Below are 17245 nucleotides of genomic sequence, written 5' to 3' on the forward strand. Positions count from 1 at the left end.
ACCGACGCCGAACCGCTCACGCCACCGGGGTGGTCACAAGCCCCGACACATCAGGGCCAGACACCCGAAAAGTCGATCTTCTCGGCCCACTCCGGGTGGTCTATCAGCGGATTCCGGTTGCCCTGGAGCTCCGCGACGGCGGCGTTGCGATGCAGCTCGTACTCGGTCACCGGCTCGTTCGTGTGCCATGACAGCAGCGTGGGCAGCCGGTCCTCGGGGAACTCGCGCGCGGTGTCGCCGACCTGCCTCGGGTAGCGCAGCAGGAAGTACAGCGTGGCCCGGGCGACCGTGCCCTTGCCTTCCTCCGGCTCGAACCCGATGTCCTCGCGCATCCCGCAGGCGTCCCGGACCGCCTCGTCGAAGTCGGGGAAGTCGGCGTACGGGAAGTTGCCGCGGAAGCTGTTGCAGCCCACCTCGCAGGCGAACAGATGATGGAGGTCGCCGCGCATCGGCTCCTTCTTCAGGAACCACGACTGCGGCACCACGTGTTCGCAGTTGAACGGCATCGACGCCTCCAGCGCGTCGAACTCCGCCTCGAACTCGGCCGGCCCCGCCGTGCCCTCGTGCAGGAACAACTCCTGGATCCGGGCCATCCGGGCCTCCTCGACGGCCGCGTCCGCCCGGATGAACTCCTCGGCGGAGAAGTCCTTCCCGGAGTAGATGCTGCGCAGCCGGCCGTCGCGGTGCAGATCAACCCACGGGTAGACGAGCCGGATCGGCTTGTACCGGGGCCGGGGGTTGTGGGTCCGGGTCAGCAACTCGGTGAGTGCGCGCCGCAGCGCGTCCCCGTCGTGGGTGGCGACGCCGTCGTAGTAGGCCTCGCGTGCGGCCGTGTCGGCGGACCTGTCGTAGTACGGCCGTTCACGGGCGATCCGGTGGTTCACGAGGGCCGCGTTCACGTCACGCTCCACCGCGGAGGCCGCGTCGGGCCGCCCGGCCCGGGCCGCGGGCGCGGCAGGCGGCGGGGTGGTGGCGACACCCGCGACCGGGAACGCCGACGGATCGAGACCGACGCTGATCCGCAGCGGGATCGTGAGGTGAGCGGTGCCGTCGGACACGAACGCCCGCGACCCGTCGGGTGCGGGCCGGGACACCGCACCGTTCCCTGACGCCGTGGGAGGGGTGCTCTCGACCGGTGCCGGGGCGGGCCCGGCCGCGCTGGTCCCGGCGACGAACACCTCGTCACGCAGCCGGGCGGCGTCCCCGGTCAGGGTGATCTCGCGCAGGGCGCGCAGCACGCGGCTGATCCGCACCCCCTCGTTGGCCTTCCACGCCAGCCGGTCGTCGCCCATGTCCGGTGTCCACGGCACGCCGTCGACGCTCAGCGGACGGCCCTCGGCATCGGTCTTCGGGACGGCCGAGTGGTGCAGTGCGACGACCTCCCACTGGTCGTTGAGGACCGGTGAACCCGACGACCCCTCACGGGTGTCGCACTCGTAGTGCGTGAACCGGTCGAGGATGTCCACGATCTGGTTCTCCCGCAGCGCCAACTGCTTCGGCTCGCCCCGCGGGTGCTGGATGATGTTGACGAACTCCCCGACGACGACCGTCCCCTGCGCCTCGCTGAGCGTCAGCCGGCCGAACGAGGAGAGGGCCTCGCCGCGTGCCCCGCGCTCGGCCACCGCGACCAGGCTGAAGTCCAGCTCCCGGTCGGTGACGAAGAACCTGTGCGGCTCCAGCTGGAACACCGCCGGTGTCAGCGGCCGGCCGTCGATCCCGGCCTGGAGCGAGAACGCGACCACGCTGCGCCGGGCCTCCTCCTGGCTGCGCAGCACATGGTTGTTGGTGAGCAGCAGGGACGGCGACACCATGAAGCCGGTGCCGTGGCCGCCGCCGGGTCCGCTGATGGTGACCCGGCCGACCGAGCGGGAGACGAGCGCCCCCTCCTCCAGGAACGCCACCGGGGTGAGGTTGTTGCGCCCGATCAGACGCTCCAGTCCCAGCACATCGCTGCCGAAGCTCTCCGGCGGCAGCCGCAGGGTGCTCCCGGCCGCCGCCACGGGGTCCGACGGCTCCCGCTCGATCGCAGTCGCCAGCGACCAGTCCGCGCCGAGCCGCGCCAGCCGCTTCTCCACCCGTTCCGGTTCGTCGGCGTGCAACACGCCCCGGGTCCGCAGCACTTCACGGTTCCTCTCCCGCTGCGCCGTCCGGTCCGCGTAGCGTGCCGCGGCTCTCGTCAGCTGGGACAGGTAGTCGGATTCGGTGGGGGAGAAGAGTTCCGCCGTCGTCATGATCCGCCTCCCGGGTCTGGCGGTGGGATGGATGGGGGTGGGGCGTGCTACGCGACGAGCCGTGTGCTGCGCGATGCCTGGTCGGGGTGGACGCCGAGGTAGCCCTGCGCGGAGAAGGCGCCGGGGGAGAAGGCGCCCGGTGTCACGTCGTCGCCCGCCGCGAGCTCCACGCAGGCGGTCTGCGGCCGGGCCGGGCTGAGGCCGAAGCGGCAGGCGGTGGCCGTGAGCTTCACGGTGACGAAGTCGGTGATCTGGGCGCCGAATTCGATGGGCCGTCCGCCGATGGTGATGTCGCCCACGGTGAAGCCCCGGTCGCCGGGCACCTCGTAGACGGCACGCACGGGGACGTCCGTGTCGCCGCGCTCCAAGCGCCAGAAGCTCCTCGGGTCGGAGCCGTCGGGGGTGCTCCAGCCGTCGGTGGCCAGATCGTCGAAGTAGATGCCGACGGGGTCACTGAGCGCGATGTCCGCATTCTGCCGGGCCACCGAGTTGACCACCTCACCGATGTGCGGATCGCTGTTGCGGTCCGGTACGCCGTACTTGGCGCAGGCGATGAGTTCCTGCGCGCCGGTGAGCTCCCGGCCGCCGATGACCCGCCGGATCGTCGCCGCGGCCGCCAACTCGATCTCGGCCCCGAGGGTGTTGGACTGCTGGATGAGGTGCATCGCGCCCTGGGTCGTGGAGTCGTTCCACTTGTTGCGCCGCACGTACCGGCCGTCCGGGCCGAAGAGATCGCTGTGCCGCACGGCCGGGCCGATGTGCGCGCGGTAGAGGTCGAGCACCTTGTCCGGGTCGGTCCGCGCGAGCACGTCCCAGTACTCGGGGCCCTCGCAGGTGAATGTGACGCGGGTGATCCTCCCCGAGGCGTCGCGGGTCACGCTCCACTCGCAGTACTCGTCCTGCACATCGCGGCTGGCGTCGGCGCGCTGCCAGCGCTGCCGGTCGGAGATCGCGGACCTCAGCCGGTTCGGGAACGCCGTCCAGGTGACGGCCGCCCGGACCGCGTCCTCGGCGGTGTCCGTCCTGGTGAGGTTGTAGAACTGCGGCCGGGGGCTGTTGTTGAGCACCTCGGCGGGGTCCGGGCCGGTGATCGCCTGGTCGACGCTGTCGCTGATGAAGACGTGCCACGCCTGCCTGCCCGCGTCGTCGAGGTCGGTGAGCCTGCCCGGGGGCCCGTACGTGGTGATCGTGGTCATGGAGAACCTCCGCTGATCGAGACACAGACGGTGCCGTCCTCGTGCATACGCAGCCGAGGGGCGTCGGCGGGGATGTCGGTCGTCGGCAGGGTGAGCGCGAACTCGTTGAGCCGCATCTGCTTGAACGTGCGGCGGCGTGACTCCGCGAGCCACACACAGTCGTCGAAGCCCGACGCCGTACGGACCCGCGCCGAGACCTTCTCGAGATACGCGTCCACCCGCCGGGCGAACACCTCGCGCCACTCCGCCTCGGGAACCGCCCAGTTGCGCGCGAACTCGGCCTCGGGACTGTCGGCGGGCAGGGTGCGGGCGGCGGTGACGACGGCCGAGGCGATGTCGTCGCACCACGACGCCACGGACACCGGCGCGGTCGGCACGTAGCGCATCAGGTGAGCCCGGACCGGGCTGAACACCGGCTCGGTGAAGTCGACCATCAGCGCGCAGGCCGCGAACCTGGCAGGCACGAGGCCCCGCTCCACCGACTGCCGCACCATGTCGTTGTCCTCGTACGCGGCCTCGGGGACCATGAAGGCGAAAAACGTGTCGCCGGGCCGCGTGAACCCGCTGACCCGCTCCTCCATCCGGAAGCCGAACGCGGCGACGCTGTCCGCGTACAGGGACGCCGGCGCGGACGGCGCGCTCCGCACGCCCACCGGCAGGCCGAGGTCGTTCAGCAGGGCGTCGGCGTTCAGCCAGAAGCCCAGCGGCAGGACCAGGTCATGGCCGGAGGCGGCGACGGTCGCGCTCTGCGTGGACGTACTGGCCAGATTGACCGTGGTGGTGGTGAACAACTGCCGCAGCAGACGGTCGGGATGCGCCACCACGCCGTCGGCGACGACCGTCGACAGGCGCGCGGCGGTCCACCGCGAGACAAGGCCCTTCACCGTGAGTTCCAGGCGCTCGGCGCCGATGACCTGGCGGTACAGGGGGTTGTCGCGCAACGGGTCGTCGGCGGCGAGCTGGATCGTCGCGGACATGGACTGCCAGTTGCTCCAGGGCTGCCTCAGCTCCTTCATGACGACGCTGCCGTTGACGTGACTGTCGAAGCAGCCTTTGCCCCGGGACTCCGGTGCCAGCGCCGACCAGGAGTCACCGGTCCACACCCAGGCGGGCGAGATCCGCATGTAGTAGTTGAACACCCGGGCCCGCGGGTCCCAGGCGGCGACCTGGAGGAAGACCGAGCCGGGATCACTGCTGACCAGCAGATCGACGTCCCTGCCCGGGGCCGCGCGGGTGACCGCGAAACGGAAGTCGCGGCGCAGCCCCGGCGCCTCGTGCGGCGGGATCTGACCGGCCTCACCGATCAGGTACACACACTGCGCCGGGAGTTCCCCCGCCTCGGTGAGCCCGTCGAGGATGTCCTCCAGGGTCATGGGCCAGCGGCCCTGCCGGAAGAAGACCGCGGCCATCGGGTCCCGGAGTCCGTCGAACTGCTCGGCCGACATGGGCACCGGACCCCGGTCCACACCGCTCACCCCGCGGTACAGCGTCGCCGGCCGCAGGCCGCCGCCCTCGTCCGCCGCCCCTGCGGCCGCCGTCCGTGCCACCGGCCAGGCGGTCGCCCGACGGCGCTCCGGTGTGCGCTCCCACAGCGACATGCTTCCTCCGCGCTTCCGTCTCGGGTCCGTCAGACATGCCGGTCGAGGACGAAGGACAGGGCCGCGTCGACGTTCACCAGACCCGCTCCGGTGGCCTCGTCGGGTCCGATCCGCGCCGGACGGTTGAATCTCGGATGGTTCGCGCCGATGGTGACGTCGACCGCTGTCCCGGCGAGCGCCTCGATGACCTGGGCCGGGGTCAGCTCCGGGCGGGCTCCGAGCAGTACCGCCGCCGCGCCCGCGACCTGCGGCGCCGCCGCCGACGTACCGGAGAACAGCGCCCACCCGTCGTTCGGCCCCGTCTCGTCACCTCGATCGGGCCTCCGCCCGTCGGCCTGGGCGCGGCTCTCCGACACATCGAGCGCAGAGCCGGGCGGCACCGGCAGCATCAGGTACTGGGCCCGGGGCCGCATGCCGACCAGACCGGACACGACGGGCACGACGACGCCCTCGAACCACGGGCTGGCATACCCGCTCGCGTAGTCCGAAGCCCGCAGTTCCAGTTCCGGCCCCACGAACACCCCGCCGACGGAGAGCACACCCGGTACCTGCGGTTCCATGGCGAACTGCCCGTTCATCGCGGAGAAGACGACGGTGACGTCCTGCTCGATCGCGTCCCGGATCTCCAGCGCGAACACGTTGTCGGCCTCCGTGGGCGGCCCCACGGGAGGGAAGGTCCGCGACCCGCCCCAGGAGTTGGTGAGCACCTGGGGAGCGCCGTCGGCCCTCGCGGCCACGCAGTCGGCCTTCGCGCGGATGAACGCCGTGAACGCGCCTGTCAGATTGCCGGAGTTGTCGCTCGCACGGTAGGGCCGCAGTTCCGCTCCGGGAGCCACGGCGAAGACGTTCGCCGACTCCCCGGTGCCGTGCCCGATGGGGTCCTGTGCGGGGTTGGTGCCCGGCAGGACCGCGACCGTGGGGGCGATCCGGTAGCCGTGCGCCGCGAAGTAGGTGTGCGGGAACTGCCCGGTGTCCACCATGGCGACCTGGGCCCCCACCCCCACGTGGCCCCGGGCGTGGGCACGGGTGGCGCCGAGCAGCATGGCGACGTCGCCCGGCAGCCGGAGATGGAACCGGTCGACGTTGGGCGGCTGCGCCGACGGCACCAGACGGGCCGGTGTCCGCGGTGACTCCAGCGCCACGGCCTCGATCGCGTCGGTGCCCGGCACATCGCCCACCCCGTGGGCCTCGGGCTGCCGCTCGCCCACGATGTCCAGCTGGGTCACGTACCGGATGTGGTCCATCTCGACCTGGTGCAGGTCCTCGTACGTCTCGACCCGGCCGCCGGTGAGTTCCTCGTACGCGGCGGGAGGCCCGCTCACGGCGAAGCCCAGCCGGCTCTCCGCCGTGATGGTCAGTCCGGCCGCGAGGAGGTACGCCTCGGCGCGCTCCTGGCTCTCCGGGTCCGTCCGGAAGGGCTCGGCCGCGTCCCACCGCGTGGCCCGGGTCATCGGCACCCCGCCCCGCGACCGGGCGGAAGCATAGCCGTACACGTGGTCCGGTGCGGGCTGCCCGTACTGGGGCGTCATGGGGAGCGTCATCTGTCCTCCAGCAGTCGCCGTGGGGGAGGGGCGACCAGGGACGGTCGTCGCTCAGTCCGGGAAGGGAGTGTCGGCTCCGAGGGCGGGCAGCGGCAGTACGGTGACGGACCGCGCCGTGTCCCCGAGCGCCGCCGGGACCGGGAGGGACCGGGGTTCCGCGCGGTCGCCCGGAGGTTCGCCGAAGGCCTCGGTGAACCGGTCGGCGGGGCCCGTGAGAAGGGCGCCCGCGACCATGGGGGTCACCTGGAGCCCGTGGACGGCGGCCCAGTCGGCCAGCTCGCCCACCGGTGCGCCGGCGCGCAGTTGCACGAGGGCCTCGACGAATTCCTCACCGGAGCCGTCGCCTTGCTCCGCTGCCACGGTGTCTCCGGTCTCTCCTTGTGTCGGCTGTCCCCCTTTCGATGCTGACAGCTGCGGTGAATATGCGCAAAAGGGGTTTTTCGCCAGCCGAGGTGAGGGCGACACGGCCCCGGCGGCCGGGAGCGCGGCCTCAGCGGTCGCCCGGCGGCCCCAGCAGCAGCCCGCCGTTGACCTCCAGGGTCTGCCCGGTGATCCAGCGCGCGTCGTCCGAGGCGAAGAACACCACCGCGTCGGCGACGTCGGCCGGCTCACCGTGGCGGCCGAGCGCCGTCATCGCGGCGACGGACCGCTGCGCGTCCGCACTGTCGCGCAGCCAGTTCATGTTCATGTCCGTGTCGGTGATGCCCGGCGAGACCGTGTTGACCGTGATGCCCCTGGAGCCCTGGGAATGGGCGAGCGACCGGGTGAGGACGTTGAGCGCGCCCTTGGACATGGCGTACACGATCTCGGGCGTGGCGAACCAGGTGACGCCGGAGGAGACATTGACGATCCGGCCCCCGTCGCGCATGAGCGGCAGCGCCCGCTGAGTGATGAACAGGGGCGCCCGCACATTGACCGCGAAGAGCCGCTCGTACGTCTCCGGGGTGGCCTTGTCGATGGTGGCGCCGTATTCGATGAAGGCCGCGTTGTTCACGAGGATGTCCAGCGGCCGGTCGCCCCACCCCGCCCGTAATCCCGCGAAGAGCGTGTCCACGTCCCCGTCCGCGCCCAGCAGCGCGCGGACGGCGAATGCCTGGCCGCCCGCCTCCTCGATCGTCGTCACGGTCGCGCGCGCCGCCGCCTCGTCGCTGCCGTAGTGCACCGCGACCAGCGCGCCTTCGGCGGCCAGGCGCTCCGCGATCGAGCGGCCGATGCCGCGCGAGGCGCCGGTCACCACCGCGGTCCTGCCCGCGAGACCCTTGGACCTCGTCATGTCCCCACCCTCTCTGCCGAGTTCACGGCGCGTCACTCGATGTTAGGGATCGTTCCCTATCAACTGGTGGCACCGTAGACTGCCCTTCGTGGCGAAAGCAAGGACGGCCCCGAGACGCACCGCGGCGCAGACACGCGAACACCTGCTGGACGTGGCGCACGAACTCTTCTACTGGAACGGCATCCGTGCCGTCGGCGTGGACAGGATCGCCGCCGAGGCCGGGGTGGCCCCCACCACGCTTTACCGGCTGTTCGCCTCCAAGGACGATCTGATCGCCGCGTACGTCGAGCGCGCGGCCGACGGCTACCGGGAGTGGTTCACGGCGGCCACCAGGGCCGACGGCCGCGGAGCGAGGGAGCGCGTCCTGGCCCTGTTCGACGCACTCCGCGTCCAGACGGCGCCCGAACGCTGCCGGGGCTGCCCCTTCCTGATGGCGCTGTCCGAACTGCCCGACACCGCTTCCGCCGGCCACCGCCGGGCGGTCGAGCTGAAGTCGTGGGTACGGGCCCGCATGGGCGACCTCACCGAGGAGTTGGCCCGCACCGCACCCGTCCCCGATCCCGCCCTGCTCGCCGACCAGCTCACCCTGATCCTGGAGGGCGCCTACGCCTCCGTGCAGGCCCTCGGCGCCGACGGCCCCGCCCGCGCGGCCCGGACTTTCGCCGAAGCGGTGCTGCCGGACGGCGCCGCGCGCTGACCCGTCCGCGCCACGGCCGGCACCCGAGGGGGCTCGCTGTCCCGTGCGGATGCCTCCTTGACGGGTCCGACCGGCCCACCTACGGTCCCCTGGACGTGATCAGCGCGATCAGACAGGCAGGTCGACGATGACGGACGCCCCGCCCCCCGACGGCACTGACGGCACTCCCTCGGTCCGCCCGCTCCAGGTGGAGACCCACGGCCTCGACGTGATCGGGGACGCCGAGCGCAAGGGCACCCCGCGCACCCTCTTCTGGCCCTGGTTCGGGGCCAACGTCTCCGTCCTCGGCATGAGTTACGGCGCCTTCGCGCTCGGCTTCGGCATCTCCTTCGGGCAGGCCCTGGCCGCCGGCGTCCTCGGCGTCGTCTTCTCGTTCCTGCTGTGCGGCTTCGTAGCGGTCGCCGGGAAACGCGGCTCGGCACCTACGATGGTGCTCAGCCGTGCCGCCTACGGGGTGCGCGGGAACCGGCTGCCCGCGGTGGTGTCCTGGCTGCTGACCGTCGGCTGGGAGACCGTCCTGTGCGCCCTCGCCACCATGGCCACCGCGACCGTCTTCCGCAGGTTCGGCACCGGAGGGGGCGACGAGACCAAGATGGTGGCGCTCGTCCTGGTCGCCGCGCTCGTCGTGGTCGTCGGCGTCATGGGCTTCGACCTCATCATGCGCTTCCAGACCGTCATCACCGTCGTCACCGGTGTCCTGACGATCGTCTACGTCGTTCTGGTGGCCGACCACGTCCACTGGTCCACCGTCAGCGCCGTACCCGCCGGCTCCGCACAGGAGTTCATCGGCGCCCTCGTCTTCATGATGACCGGTTTCGGCCTCGGCTGGGTCAACGCGGCGGCCGACTACTCCCGTTACCTGCCGCGCACCGTCTCCGGCCGGGGCGTCATCGGCTGGACCGCCTTCGGCGCCTCCCTCGCCCCGCTGCTCCTGCTGGTCTTCGGCCTGCTCCTCGCCGGCTCCTCCGCCGAACTCGGCGAGGCGATCGCCCTCGACCCCATCGGCGCGCTCACCACGCTCCTGCCCACCTGGTTCCTGATCCCTTTCGCCGCCGTCGCCGTGCTCGGCCTGGTCGGCGGCGCGGTCCTCGACATCTACTCCTCCGGCCTCGCCCTGCTCGCCGCGGGCCTGCGCGTGCCGCGCCCGCTGGCCGCGCTCGTCGACGGCGTCCTGATGATCGCGGGAGCCGTCCACATCGTCTTCTTCGCCGACGACTTCCTCGGCCCGTTCATCGGCTTCCTCACCACGCTCGGCGTGCCCATCGCCGCCTGGTGCGGGGTGATGCTGGCCGACCTGCTGCTGCGCCGCCGCGACTACGCCGAGGAGGACCTGTTCCGAACGGACGGCCGCTACGGCGACATTCCGCCGGGCCCCCTCCTCCTCACCCTCGCCGCGACGGCCCTCGGCTGGGGCATGGTCACCAACACGGCGGCGGGCTGGCTGGACTGGCAGGGCTATCTGCTCGGCCCTCTCGGCCTCGGCGGCAGGACCGGCGACTGGGCCTTCGCCAACCTGGGCGTCCTGGTCGCCCTGGCGGTCGGTTTCCTCGGCACGCTGCTGCCGGCGCGGGGCCGGGTGCGGGCGCAGGAGGGACGCGCATGACCACGGGCCCGTCCCACGGGGCCGCGGGCGTCCTGCCCGGTCTGCTCGCCGTCATCGACATGCAGCGGGTGTTCGCCGAGCCGGACAGCCCCTGGGCCGCGCCCCGCTTCGACGAGGCTGCGGCCGGGGTGCGGCGCCTGCTGCCGGCGTTCGGCGAACGGGTCGTGTTCACCCGCTTCGTCGCGCCGGAGCGGCCCGAGGGCGCCTGGCGGGCGTACTACGACCGCTGGTCCTTCGCCCTGCGCCCGCCGGGCGCCCGCCTCTGGCAACTGGTCGACGACTTCAGGGACCATCTCACGGGCGACCTCACCGTCGACGCATGGCACGTCCTGGACTCCCCCACCTTCGGCAAATGGGTCCCGGACCTCGCCGCCCGCCTCGGCCCGGACGGGCGGCTGGTCCTGGCCGGTGTCAGCACCGACTGCTGTGTGCTGTCCACCGCCCTCGCCGCCGCCGACGCCGGGGTCGAGGTGCTGGTGGTCGCCGACGCCTGCGCGGGCGCCGACGACGAGTCGCACACCAAGGCCCTGGACGTCCTCGGCCTGTACCGGCCCCTCATCCGGGTGGTGACCGTCGACGAGGTCCTCGCTCAGTCGCGCCCCGTACCCCGGTAGAGCTCCAGCTCCCCGTCCAGCTCGACGGCGAGCACGGTCGCGTACGGGTCGAGATCGGCCTCGGCGGGCGCGTCGATCCAGGTCACGCCGGGCACCGCGTCGAGGCCGCCGATCACCCGGTGGCCCAGTCCGGTGCCCGTGCCGAGGACGGTGACCCGGGTGACCCGGTTGCGCAGCCCGCGTACCGCCACGGACTCGCGCGGCACGTCGAAGCACATCAGATACAGGGTGCGCCGGTCGGCGGAGAGGGTGCTCGGGCCGTAGTGGTGTCCCGCGGGCAGCCCGGCGACCGTGTCGTACACGGCGTCGGAGTGCCGGCCGATCCACGCGCCGAGCCCCTCCAGCCGCTCGATCTGCTCGTCGGTGACGGTCCCGTCCTCGCGGGGGCCGACGTCCAGCAGCAGATTGCCGCCCATGCCGATCGTCTCGGTGAAGTAACGCACCAGCTGACGCACCGACTTGTGGTTGTCGTCGTGGTGCTGGAAGCCCCAGGAGTCGTTGATGGTGAGGCACAGCTCCCAGGGGCCGCCCGGCGCTTCGAGCGGCACACCCTGTTCCGGGGTGGCGTAGTCACCGTGGCTGAGCATGCGGGCGTTGAGGAGGGTGGCGGGGTTCTCCGAGAGGATCAGCCCGGCCAATTCCTCGATCTGCCACTGCTGTTCGCTGCGTTCCCACTCGCCGTCGAACCAGAGCAGGTCCGGGCGGAAGCGCTCGACCAGCTCGCGCACCTGGGCGTCGCGATAGGCGAGGAAGCGGTCCCAGGCAGCCGGGTCCTCCTCGCCGGGCGCGGCATGGGAGTACGGGTTGGGGGCGTTGCCACCGGGATGGCTCCGGGGCCACCGCTCGATGTCGGGGTGGCGGACGCTCGCGTAGTCCGGGTGGTTCCAGTCGGAGTGCGAGTAGTACAGGCCCACCTTCAGGCCCCGTTCGCGCAGCGCGTCGACGTATCCGGCCACCAGGTCCCGGCCCGCCGGGGACCGCCGGACCACGCTCAGGTCGCCCTGGGCGGTGTCCCACAGGGCGACTCCGTCGTGGTGCCGGGCGGTGAGCACCGCGTACCGCGCACCGGCGCGGGCGAACAGGTCGGCCCAGGCCCGGGGGTCGTAGCGGGACGCGGTGAAGCCGTCGAGCTGTTTCATGTACTGCTCGTGCGACACCTCACCCCAGTAGAAGGACCAGGACTCCGGCACCCCGTCCACGGCATAGATGCCGTAGTGGATGAAGATGCCCAGCTTGGCGGCGGGAAACCAGGGCTGCATGGTCATGCGCCCACGCTAGGCGGAGCGCGTCGGCGGGCGCGTGGGCGCCGGTCACCACCGCTGGTCGATTCTCACCTCGGATCCGCCCGCTTGCGTTCCCTCTTGAAGCGAGCTGTCACCTGTGCCCCGTCCACCACACCCGTACCGGCGGGGCACAGGAATGGCTGCCTGCGGATCGGGTACGCGAGGGGCGTCGTGCCCGGTACGGATCTTGTCCCGGGCGGCCCGTCCCCACCATCAGGGATCTTCCAATGGACATACCCGCCAACAACCACCCTGCCCGCCAGGCCGCCACCCCGGCTCAGCAGGCGCTGACCGCGCTCGCCCTCGACAACGGCGACACGGCCGCGCTGGACACCCTGGCCGGAAGCGACGTCCTGGTCCCCGTGCCGGACGACGCCGACGACGCGGCCCTGAACGACCCCACGGCCGTGGCGCTGCCCGTCCTGGAGCAGCCCGGCGGCGAACAGGTCGTGCCGGTGTTCACCTCGGAACCGGCGATGGCCGAGCTGCTGCCGTTCGTCTCCCGCTACCGTCTGGTACCCCTCGGGGCCCTGGCCTCCCAGTGGCCCGACAGCGACCTGTCCCTGACCATCGATGCCGGCTCACCGTACGGCCTGACCCTCGACGCCCATGACGTGGGCACCCTGCTGGGGCGGCACGACTTCTGACCCCCACCGACCTGGGAGGGGGCCCGAGGCGCGTACGGACCTCACAGCCCCTTCCCCGGCACAAGGACGCCGCACCGGCCGGCGTCAGTCGGCGGGCAGCATTCTGGCCAGGACGTCGCGCTGCAGCGGCAGCACCTCGGAGTGCAGCGCGCGGCCCTTGTCGGTGAGAGCGACCCGCACCCCACGCCGGTCCTCCGTACAGACCGAGCGCGTGACCAGGCCGTCCTTCTCCAGCCGTGCGATCAGCCGGGACAGTGCGCTCTGACTGAGGTGGACCTTCCCCGCGATGTTCTGCACCCGGCAGTGATCATCCGCGTCTGCGGCGGCGAGGCCGGACGCGAGGACGTCGAGCACCTCGAAGTCGCTCGCCCCGAGACCGTGGGGATGCAGCGCGCGGTCTATCTCGCACATCGTGCGGGCGTGCACCGCGAGGATGTCCCGCCACTGTTCCTCGAGCCGGGCATCGGCCGTGTTCGCTGCCATATGTGCACGGTAACAGAGGGTGCGGAGGTGGCTGTCGGCGCAGTTCACGCCGGGAACTACACGGGCTTGAGCCAGATCGTCGCCAGCGGGGGCAGGGTGAGCCGGAGGGCGGCCGGGCGGCCGTCGCAGGGGGTGGGCTCGGCCTTCACCGGGTCGGGATTGGTGACGTCGCCGCCCCCGTAGGCCGCGGCGTCGGTGTTGAGGACCTCCTGCCAGACGGGGATGCCGCCGGGCGCCCCCAGACGGTAGTCGTGGCGGACCACGGGGCTGAGGTTGGAGACGGACAGCAGCGGGGTGCCGTCCGCGGCGAGCCGCAGGAACGCGAAGACGTTGTCCTCGGCGGCGTCGCCCTTCACCCACTGGAATCCGGCCGGATCACTGTCGCGCTGCCAGAGGGCCGGGGAGCCCCGGTAGAGCGTGTTGAGATCCCGGACCAGGTCCCGCACACCCCGGTGATCGGCCTCCGCGCCGTACCCGGGGTCGAGGAGCCACCAGTCCGGACCGTGCGGCTCGTACCATTCGCCGCCCTGGGCGAACTCCTGACCCATGAAGAGGAGCTGCTTGCCCGGGTGGGCCCACATGAAGCCGAGGTAGGCGCGGTGGTCCGCCCGCTGCTGCCACCAGTCGCCCGGCATCTTCGACACCAGCGCCTGCTTGCCGTGCACCACCTCGTCGTGGGAGATCGGCAGGACGTAGTTCTCGCTGTACGCGTACACCATCGAGAACGTCATCTCGTTGTGGTGGTACTTGCGGTGCACCGGCTCCTTCGCCATGTAGCCGAGGGAGTCGTGCATCCAGCCCATGTTCCACTTCAGACCGAAGCCCAGCCCGCCGCTGTCGGTGGGGCGGGTGACGCCGTCCCACGCCGTGGACTCCTCCGCGATGGTCACCACCCCGGGCGCCCGCCGGTACACGGTGGCGTTCATCTCCTGGAGGAAGGCCACCGCGTCCAGGTCCTCACGCCCGCCGAACATGTTGGGGGCCCACTGCCCGGAGTCACGCGAGTAGTCGAGGTAGAGCATCGACGCGACCGCGTCCACCCGCAGACCGTCGACATGGAACTCCTCGCACCAGTACACGGCGTTCGCCACGAGGAAGTTGCGGACCTCCGTGCGCCCGAAGTCGAACTCGTAGGTCCCCCAGTCCGGATGCTCGGCCCGCCGCCAGTCCCCGGGCTCGTACAACGGCTCACCGTCGAAGCGGGCCAGTGCCCAGTCGTCCTTGGGGAAGTGGGCCGGGACCCAGTCCATGATCACGCCGATCCCCGCCCGGTGCAGGGAGTCGATCAGATACTTCAGGTCGTCGGGGCCGCCGAGCCGGGACATCGGTGCGTAGAACCCGGTGACCTGGTAGCCCCAGGACCCGCTGAACGGGTGCTGGGAGACCGGCATGAACTCCACATGCGTGAAACCCAGGTCCTTCACATACGCCGGAAGCTCCTCGGCCAGCTGACGATACGTCAATCCAGGCTTCCAGGACGGCAGATGGACCTCGTACACGGAGAACGGCGCCTCGTGCACCGGGGTGTCCCCCCGCCGCGCCATCCACTCCGCGTCGCCCCACTCGTGGTGCGAGACCGTCACCACGGATGCCGTCGCGGGCGGCACCTCCGCCTGGCGCGCCATCGGGTCGGCCTTGAGGAAACGGTGCCCGTGCCGGGAGGTGATCTCGAACTTGTACCGGGCACCCTCACCGACGCCCGGCAGGAACAGCTCCCACACCCCGGACGAACCCAGCGACCGCATCGGGAACGCCGTACCGTCCCAGCAGCCGAAGTCCCCTGCGACACGCACCCCTTGCGCGTTCGGCGCCCACACCGAGAAGCGGGTGCCGGCCACACCCTGGTGGACCATCGGCTCGGCACCCAGGGCCTTCCACAGCTGCTCGTGGCGGCCCTCACGGATCAGGTGCAGATCCAGGTCGCCCAGCGCCGGGAGGAAACGGTACGGGTCGTGCAGCTCCAGGTCGGCGTCCTCGTACGACACCAGCAGCGTGTAGTCGGGGATCGTGTCGAGCGGCAGCACCCCCGCGAAGAGACCGTCGCCCTCCGAGGAGAGATAGGTGCGCACGCCGTCGATGACCACCCGCACCGCGTGGGCATACGGCCGCAGCGCCCGGATGACGATCCCGCCGGGCACCGGGTGCGCGCCCAGCAGGGAGTGCGGGTCGTGGTGGGCGCCCGCGAGCAGCCGTCCGCGGTCCTCGGGGGACAGGGGAGGGGCACCCGCGAAGGTGCCCGGCGGGTGCGGCGGCGGACCGGCCGACTCGGGGGGTGTGATGTCGCGCAGGGCCACTGCTTCAGCCTCCTCTTACGGCGAGACGCTCGATCGCCGCCATCGGTACGGGGAGCCAGTCGGGTCGGTGCCGTGCCTCGTACAGGACCTCGTACACGGCCCGGTCGGTCTCATAGGCGCGCAGCAGACCGTGCTTCTTGCGCGGGTCCCAGCCGGCGCGGGCCGCATAACCCGCGCAGTACGCCTCGCGGCAGCGGCGCGCCCACTCCGGGCGCCAGGGGCGGCGCTGCCGGGCTGCGTAGTCGAAGGAGCGGAGCATTCCCGCGATGTCCCGCACCGGGGACTGGGTGCCGCACCGCTCGGCGAGCGGACGGGACGGTTCGCCCTCGAAGTCGATGACGAACCACTCCCGGCCGGCCCGCAGCACCTGCCCCAGGTGCAGATCACCGTGGATGCGCTGTGCTGGCGGCCCGACATCGCAGGTGAGCAGCGCGCGGAACGCGTTGCGCAAGCCGGGCACGTACGGCCGCAGCGCCGGCACACAGTGCGCCGCCGCGTCGAGCCGCTCGGTCATCGCGGCCGCCGTCCGCGCGTTCTCGTCGTGCTCCCCGGCGGGGAAGGCCGAGGCCAGCGCGAGGTGCACCTCCGCCGTGGCCGACCCCAGCTCACGCGCCTGAGCCGTGAAGTCCCGGCCGGAGGCCAGCGCCCCCAGCGCCAGCGTCCAGCCGTCGGACGCGTCGGGCAGGAACGGCTGGAGCACACCGAGGGTCGCCGCGAACGGATACGTCGTCCGGAACCATGCCACCGGAGCCGGCACCCGGCCACAGCCCTGTCCTGCCAGTGCGCCGGGCACCTCCAGATCGGGATTGACGCCGGGCTGGATGCGCCGGAACACCTTCAGGATGAACGCGTCGCCGTACACCAGCGAGGAATTGGACTGTTCGGCGTCCAGCAGCCGCGGCGCCAGCCCCGCCGGTACGTCCGCCGACGGGTCGGCCTCGAAGCGCAGCGGGCCCGCCGCGCCGGGGCTCCGCAGCCGTTCCAGCAGCAACCGCGCCGACCGGGGGTCGTACAGCGCGTCGTAGACCGTGAGCCCCGCCAGCGGACCCTGCCGCACCTGCCCGATGAGGGCCCGGCCCAGGCGCGGCGCCGGATGGTCACGCACGCCGAGCAGGAGCTGGTAGCAGTCGCCCGCCTGGGGAGTGCCCACGGGAGACGGCACACCGCTGTGACTGTGACTGATGTGACCGGTGTGCACCAAGAGATGCAGACACCCCGGATACAGCTCCGTCATGGACAGCAACGCGAGATCCGTGACCGGCCGGTCCTTGCCGGCGAACCAGCGTTGCCGCGGCAGCCAGTCGCGCAGCAGCCCCGCGAGCGAGGTCATCAGGTCGGCGGCGCCCCTGTCGCTGCTCGGCCGGAGCAATGCGGTCTTCGGCATGGTGACGCGTCCTTTCACCGGCCCGCGCTTCAACGCCCTCGGGCAGCGCGGGAGAGGACTCGGGAGAGCCGGAACCAGTAGAAGCCGTGGCCCGCGAGGGTGAGCAGATACGGAAGTTCACCGATGGCGGGGAAACGGACCTGGCCGATGAGTTCGACGGGGTGGCGTCCTTCGTAGGCGCTCAGGTCGAGTTCGGTGGGCTGCGCGAACCGGGAGAAGTTGTTCACGCACAGCACCAGGTCGTCCTTGTGTTCGCGCAAGTAGGCGAGGACCGCCGGATTCGAGGACTGGAGTTCCGTGTACGACCCGAGTCCGAAGGCGGGGTTCTGTTTGCGGATCTCGATCATGCGGCGGGTCCAGTGCAGCAGCGACGAGGGGGAGGACATGGAGGCCTCGACGTT

At 71.6% G+C, this 17245-nt stretch carries 15 protein-coding genes; 4 read left to right on the top strand and 11 right to left on the bottom strand.

Annotation, left to right across the window (positions count from 1 at the left end; genetic code table 11):
- Positions 1–50 precede the first annotated feature (50 nt).
- From ACZ43N_RS39200 to ACZ43N_RS39225, 6 genes are all read right to left on the bottom strand, one after another.
- Complete coding sequence (locus tag ACZ43N_RS39200; RefSeq protein WP_468104167.1) at positions 51–2231, bottom strand: endonuclease; 2181 nt, start codon at positions 2229–2231, stop codon at positions 51–53.
- Positions 2232–2278: 47 nt separating this feature from the next.
- The gene (locus ACZ43N_RS39205; protein WP_468104169.1) at positions 2279–3427 is read right to left on the bottom strand and encodes a hypothetical protein; all 1149 of its coding nucleotides are present in this window, start codon (positions 3425–3427) and stop codon (positions 2279–2281) included.
- The gene (locus ACZ43N_RS39210) at positions 3424–5025 is read right to left on the bottom strand and encodes a hypothetical protein (RefSeq protein WP_468104171.1); all 1602 of its coding nucleotides are present in this window, start codon (positions 5023–5025) and stop codon (positions 3424–3426) included. Before ACZ43N_RS39210 ends, ACZ43N_RS39205 begins: the two co-directional genes overlap by 4 nt.
- Before the next feature lie 29 nt (positions 5026–5054).
- Entirely contained in the window at positions 5055–6566 is a 1512-nt protein-coding gene (locus ACZ43N_RS39215) for a S8 family serine peptidase (RefSeq protein ID WP_468104172.1), read from the bottom strand.
- Positions 6567–6617: 51 nt separating this feature from the next.
- Complete coding sequence (locus tag ACZ43N_RS39220) at positions 6618–6926, bottom strand: hypothetical protein (protein ID WP_468104174.1); 309 nt, start codon at positions 6924–6926, stop codon at positions 6618–6620.
- Positions 6927–7056: 130 nt separating this feature from the next.
- Positions 7057–7839: an SDR family NAD(P)-dependent oxidoreductase gene (locus tag ACZ43N_RS39225; protein WP_468104176.1), complete on the bottom strand. Its 783-nt coding sequence runs from the start codon at positions 7837–7839 to the stop codon at positions 7057–7059.
- An 88-nt stretch (positions 7840–7927) separates the two neighbouring features.
- Between ACZ43N_RS39225 and ACZ43N_RS39230 the strand changes: the two genes are divergently transcribed.
- The 3 genes from ACZ43N_RS39230 (at position 7928) to ACZ43N_RS39240 (ending at position 10753) form a co-directional block, all read left to right on the top strand.
- A complete protein-coding gene (locus ACZ43N_RS39230; protein WP_468104177.1) occupies positions 7928–8536 on the top strand; it encodes a TetR/AcrR family transcriptional regulator in 609 nt (202 codons plus the stop codon).
- A gap of 127 nt (positions 8537–8663) precedes the next feature.
- Entirely contained in the window at positions 8664–10139 is a 1476-nt protein-coding gene (locus ACZ43N_RS39235) for a purine-cytosine permease family protein (RefSeq protein WP_468104178.1), read from the top strand.
- A complete protein-coding gene (locus tag ACZ43N_RS39240; protein WP_468104180.1) occupies positions 10136–10753 on the top strand; it encodes a cysteine hydrolase family protein in 618 nt (205 codons plus the stop codon). The genes ACZ43N_RS39235 and ACZ43N_RS39240 overlap by 4 nt, the downstream gene beginning before the upstream one ends.
- Here the strand turns inward: ACZ43N_RS39240 and ACZ43N_RS39245 are convergent.
- Complete coding sequence (locus ACZ43N_RS39245; RefSeq protein ID WP_468104181.1) at positions 10729–12018, bottom strand: alpha-L-fucosidase; 1290 nt, start codon at positions 12016–12018, stop codon at positions 10729–10731. The genes ACZ43N_RS39240 and ACZ43N_RS39245 overlap by 25 nt on opposite strands.
- A 245-nt stretch (positions 12019–12263) precedes the next feature.
- Here ACZ43N_RS39245 and ACZ43N_RS39250 point away from each other — a divergent pair, with 245 nt between their 5' ends.
- Entirely contained in the window at positions 12264–12683 is a 420-nt protein-coding gene (locus ACZ43N_RS39250) for an SseB family protein (RefSeq protein WP_468104182.1), read from the top strand.
- 84 nt (positions 12684–12767) lie between these two features.
- Here ACZ43N_RS39250 and ACZ43N_RS39255 read toward each other — a convergent pair whose 3' ends face one another.
- From ACZ43N_RS39255 to ACZ43N_RS39270, 4 genes are all read right to left on the bottom strand, one after another.
- Entirely contained in the window at positions 12768–13166 is a 399-nt protein-coding gene (locus ACZ43N_RS39255; protein WP_468104183.1) for a MarR family winged helix-turn-helix transcriptional regulator, read from the bottom strand.
- A gap of 56 nt (positions 13167–13222) precedes the next feature.
- Entirely contained in the window at positions 13223–15460 is a 2238-nt protein-coding gene (gene glgB / locus ACZ43N_RS39260; RefSeq protein ID WP_468104184.1) for a 1,4-alpha-glucan branching enzyme, read from the bottom strand.
- 4 nt (positions 15461–15464) lie between these two features.
- Positions 15465–16844 carry a maltokinase N-terminal cap-like domain-containing protein gene (locus tag ACZ43N_RS39265; RefSeq protein WP_468104186.1) on the bottom strand — a complete coding sequence of 460 codons (1380 nt, stop codon included), beginning with the start codon at positions 16842–16844 and terminating at the stop codon, positions 15465–15467.
- A 29-nt stretch (positions 16845–16873) separates the two neighbouring features.
- A partial coding sequence (locus ACZ43N_RS39270; RefSeq protein ID WP_468104187.1) for an alpha-glucosidase C-terminal domain-containing protein occupies positions 16874–17245 on the bottom strand: 372 nt, incomplete at its 5' end.

Source organism: Streptomyces sp. NPDC030814 (assembly GCF_055572155.1).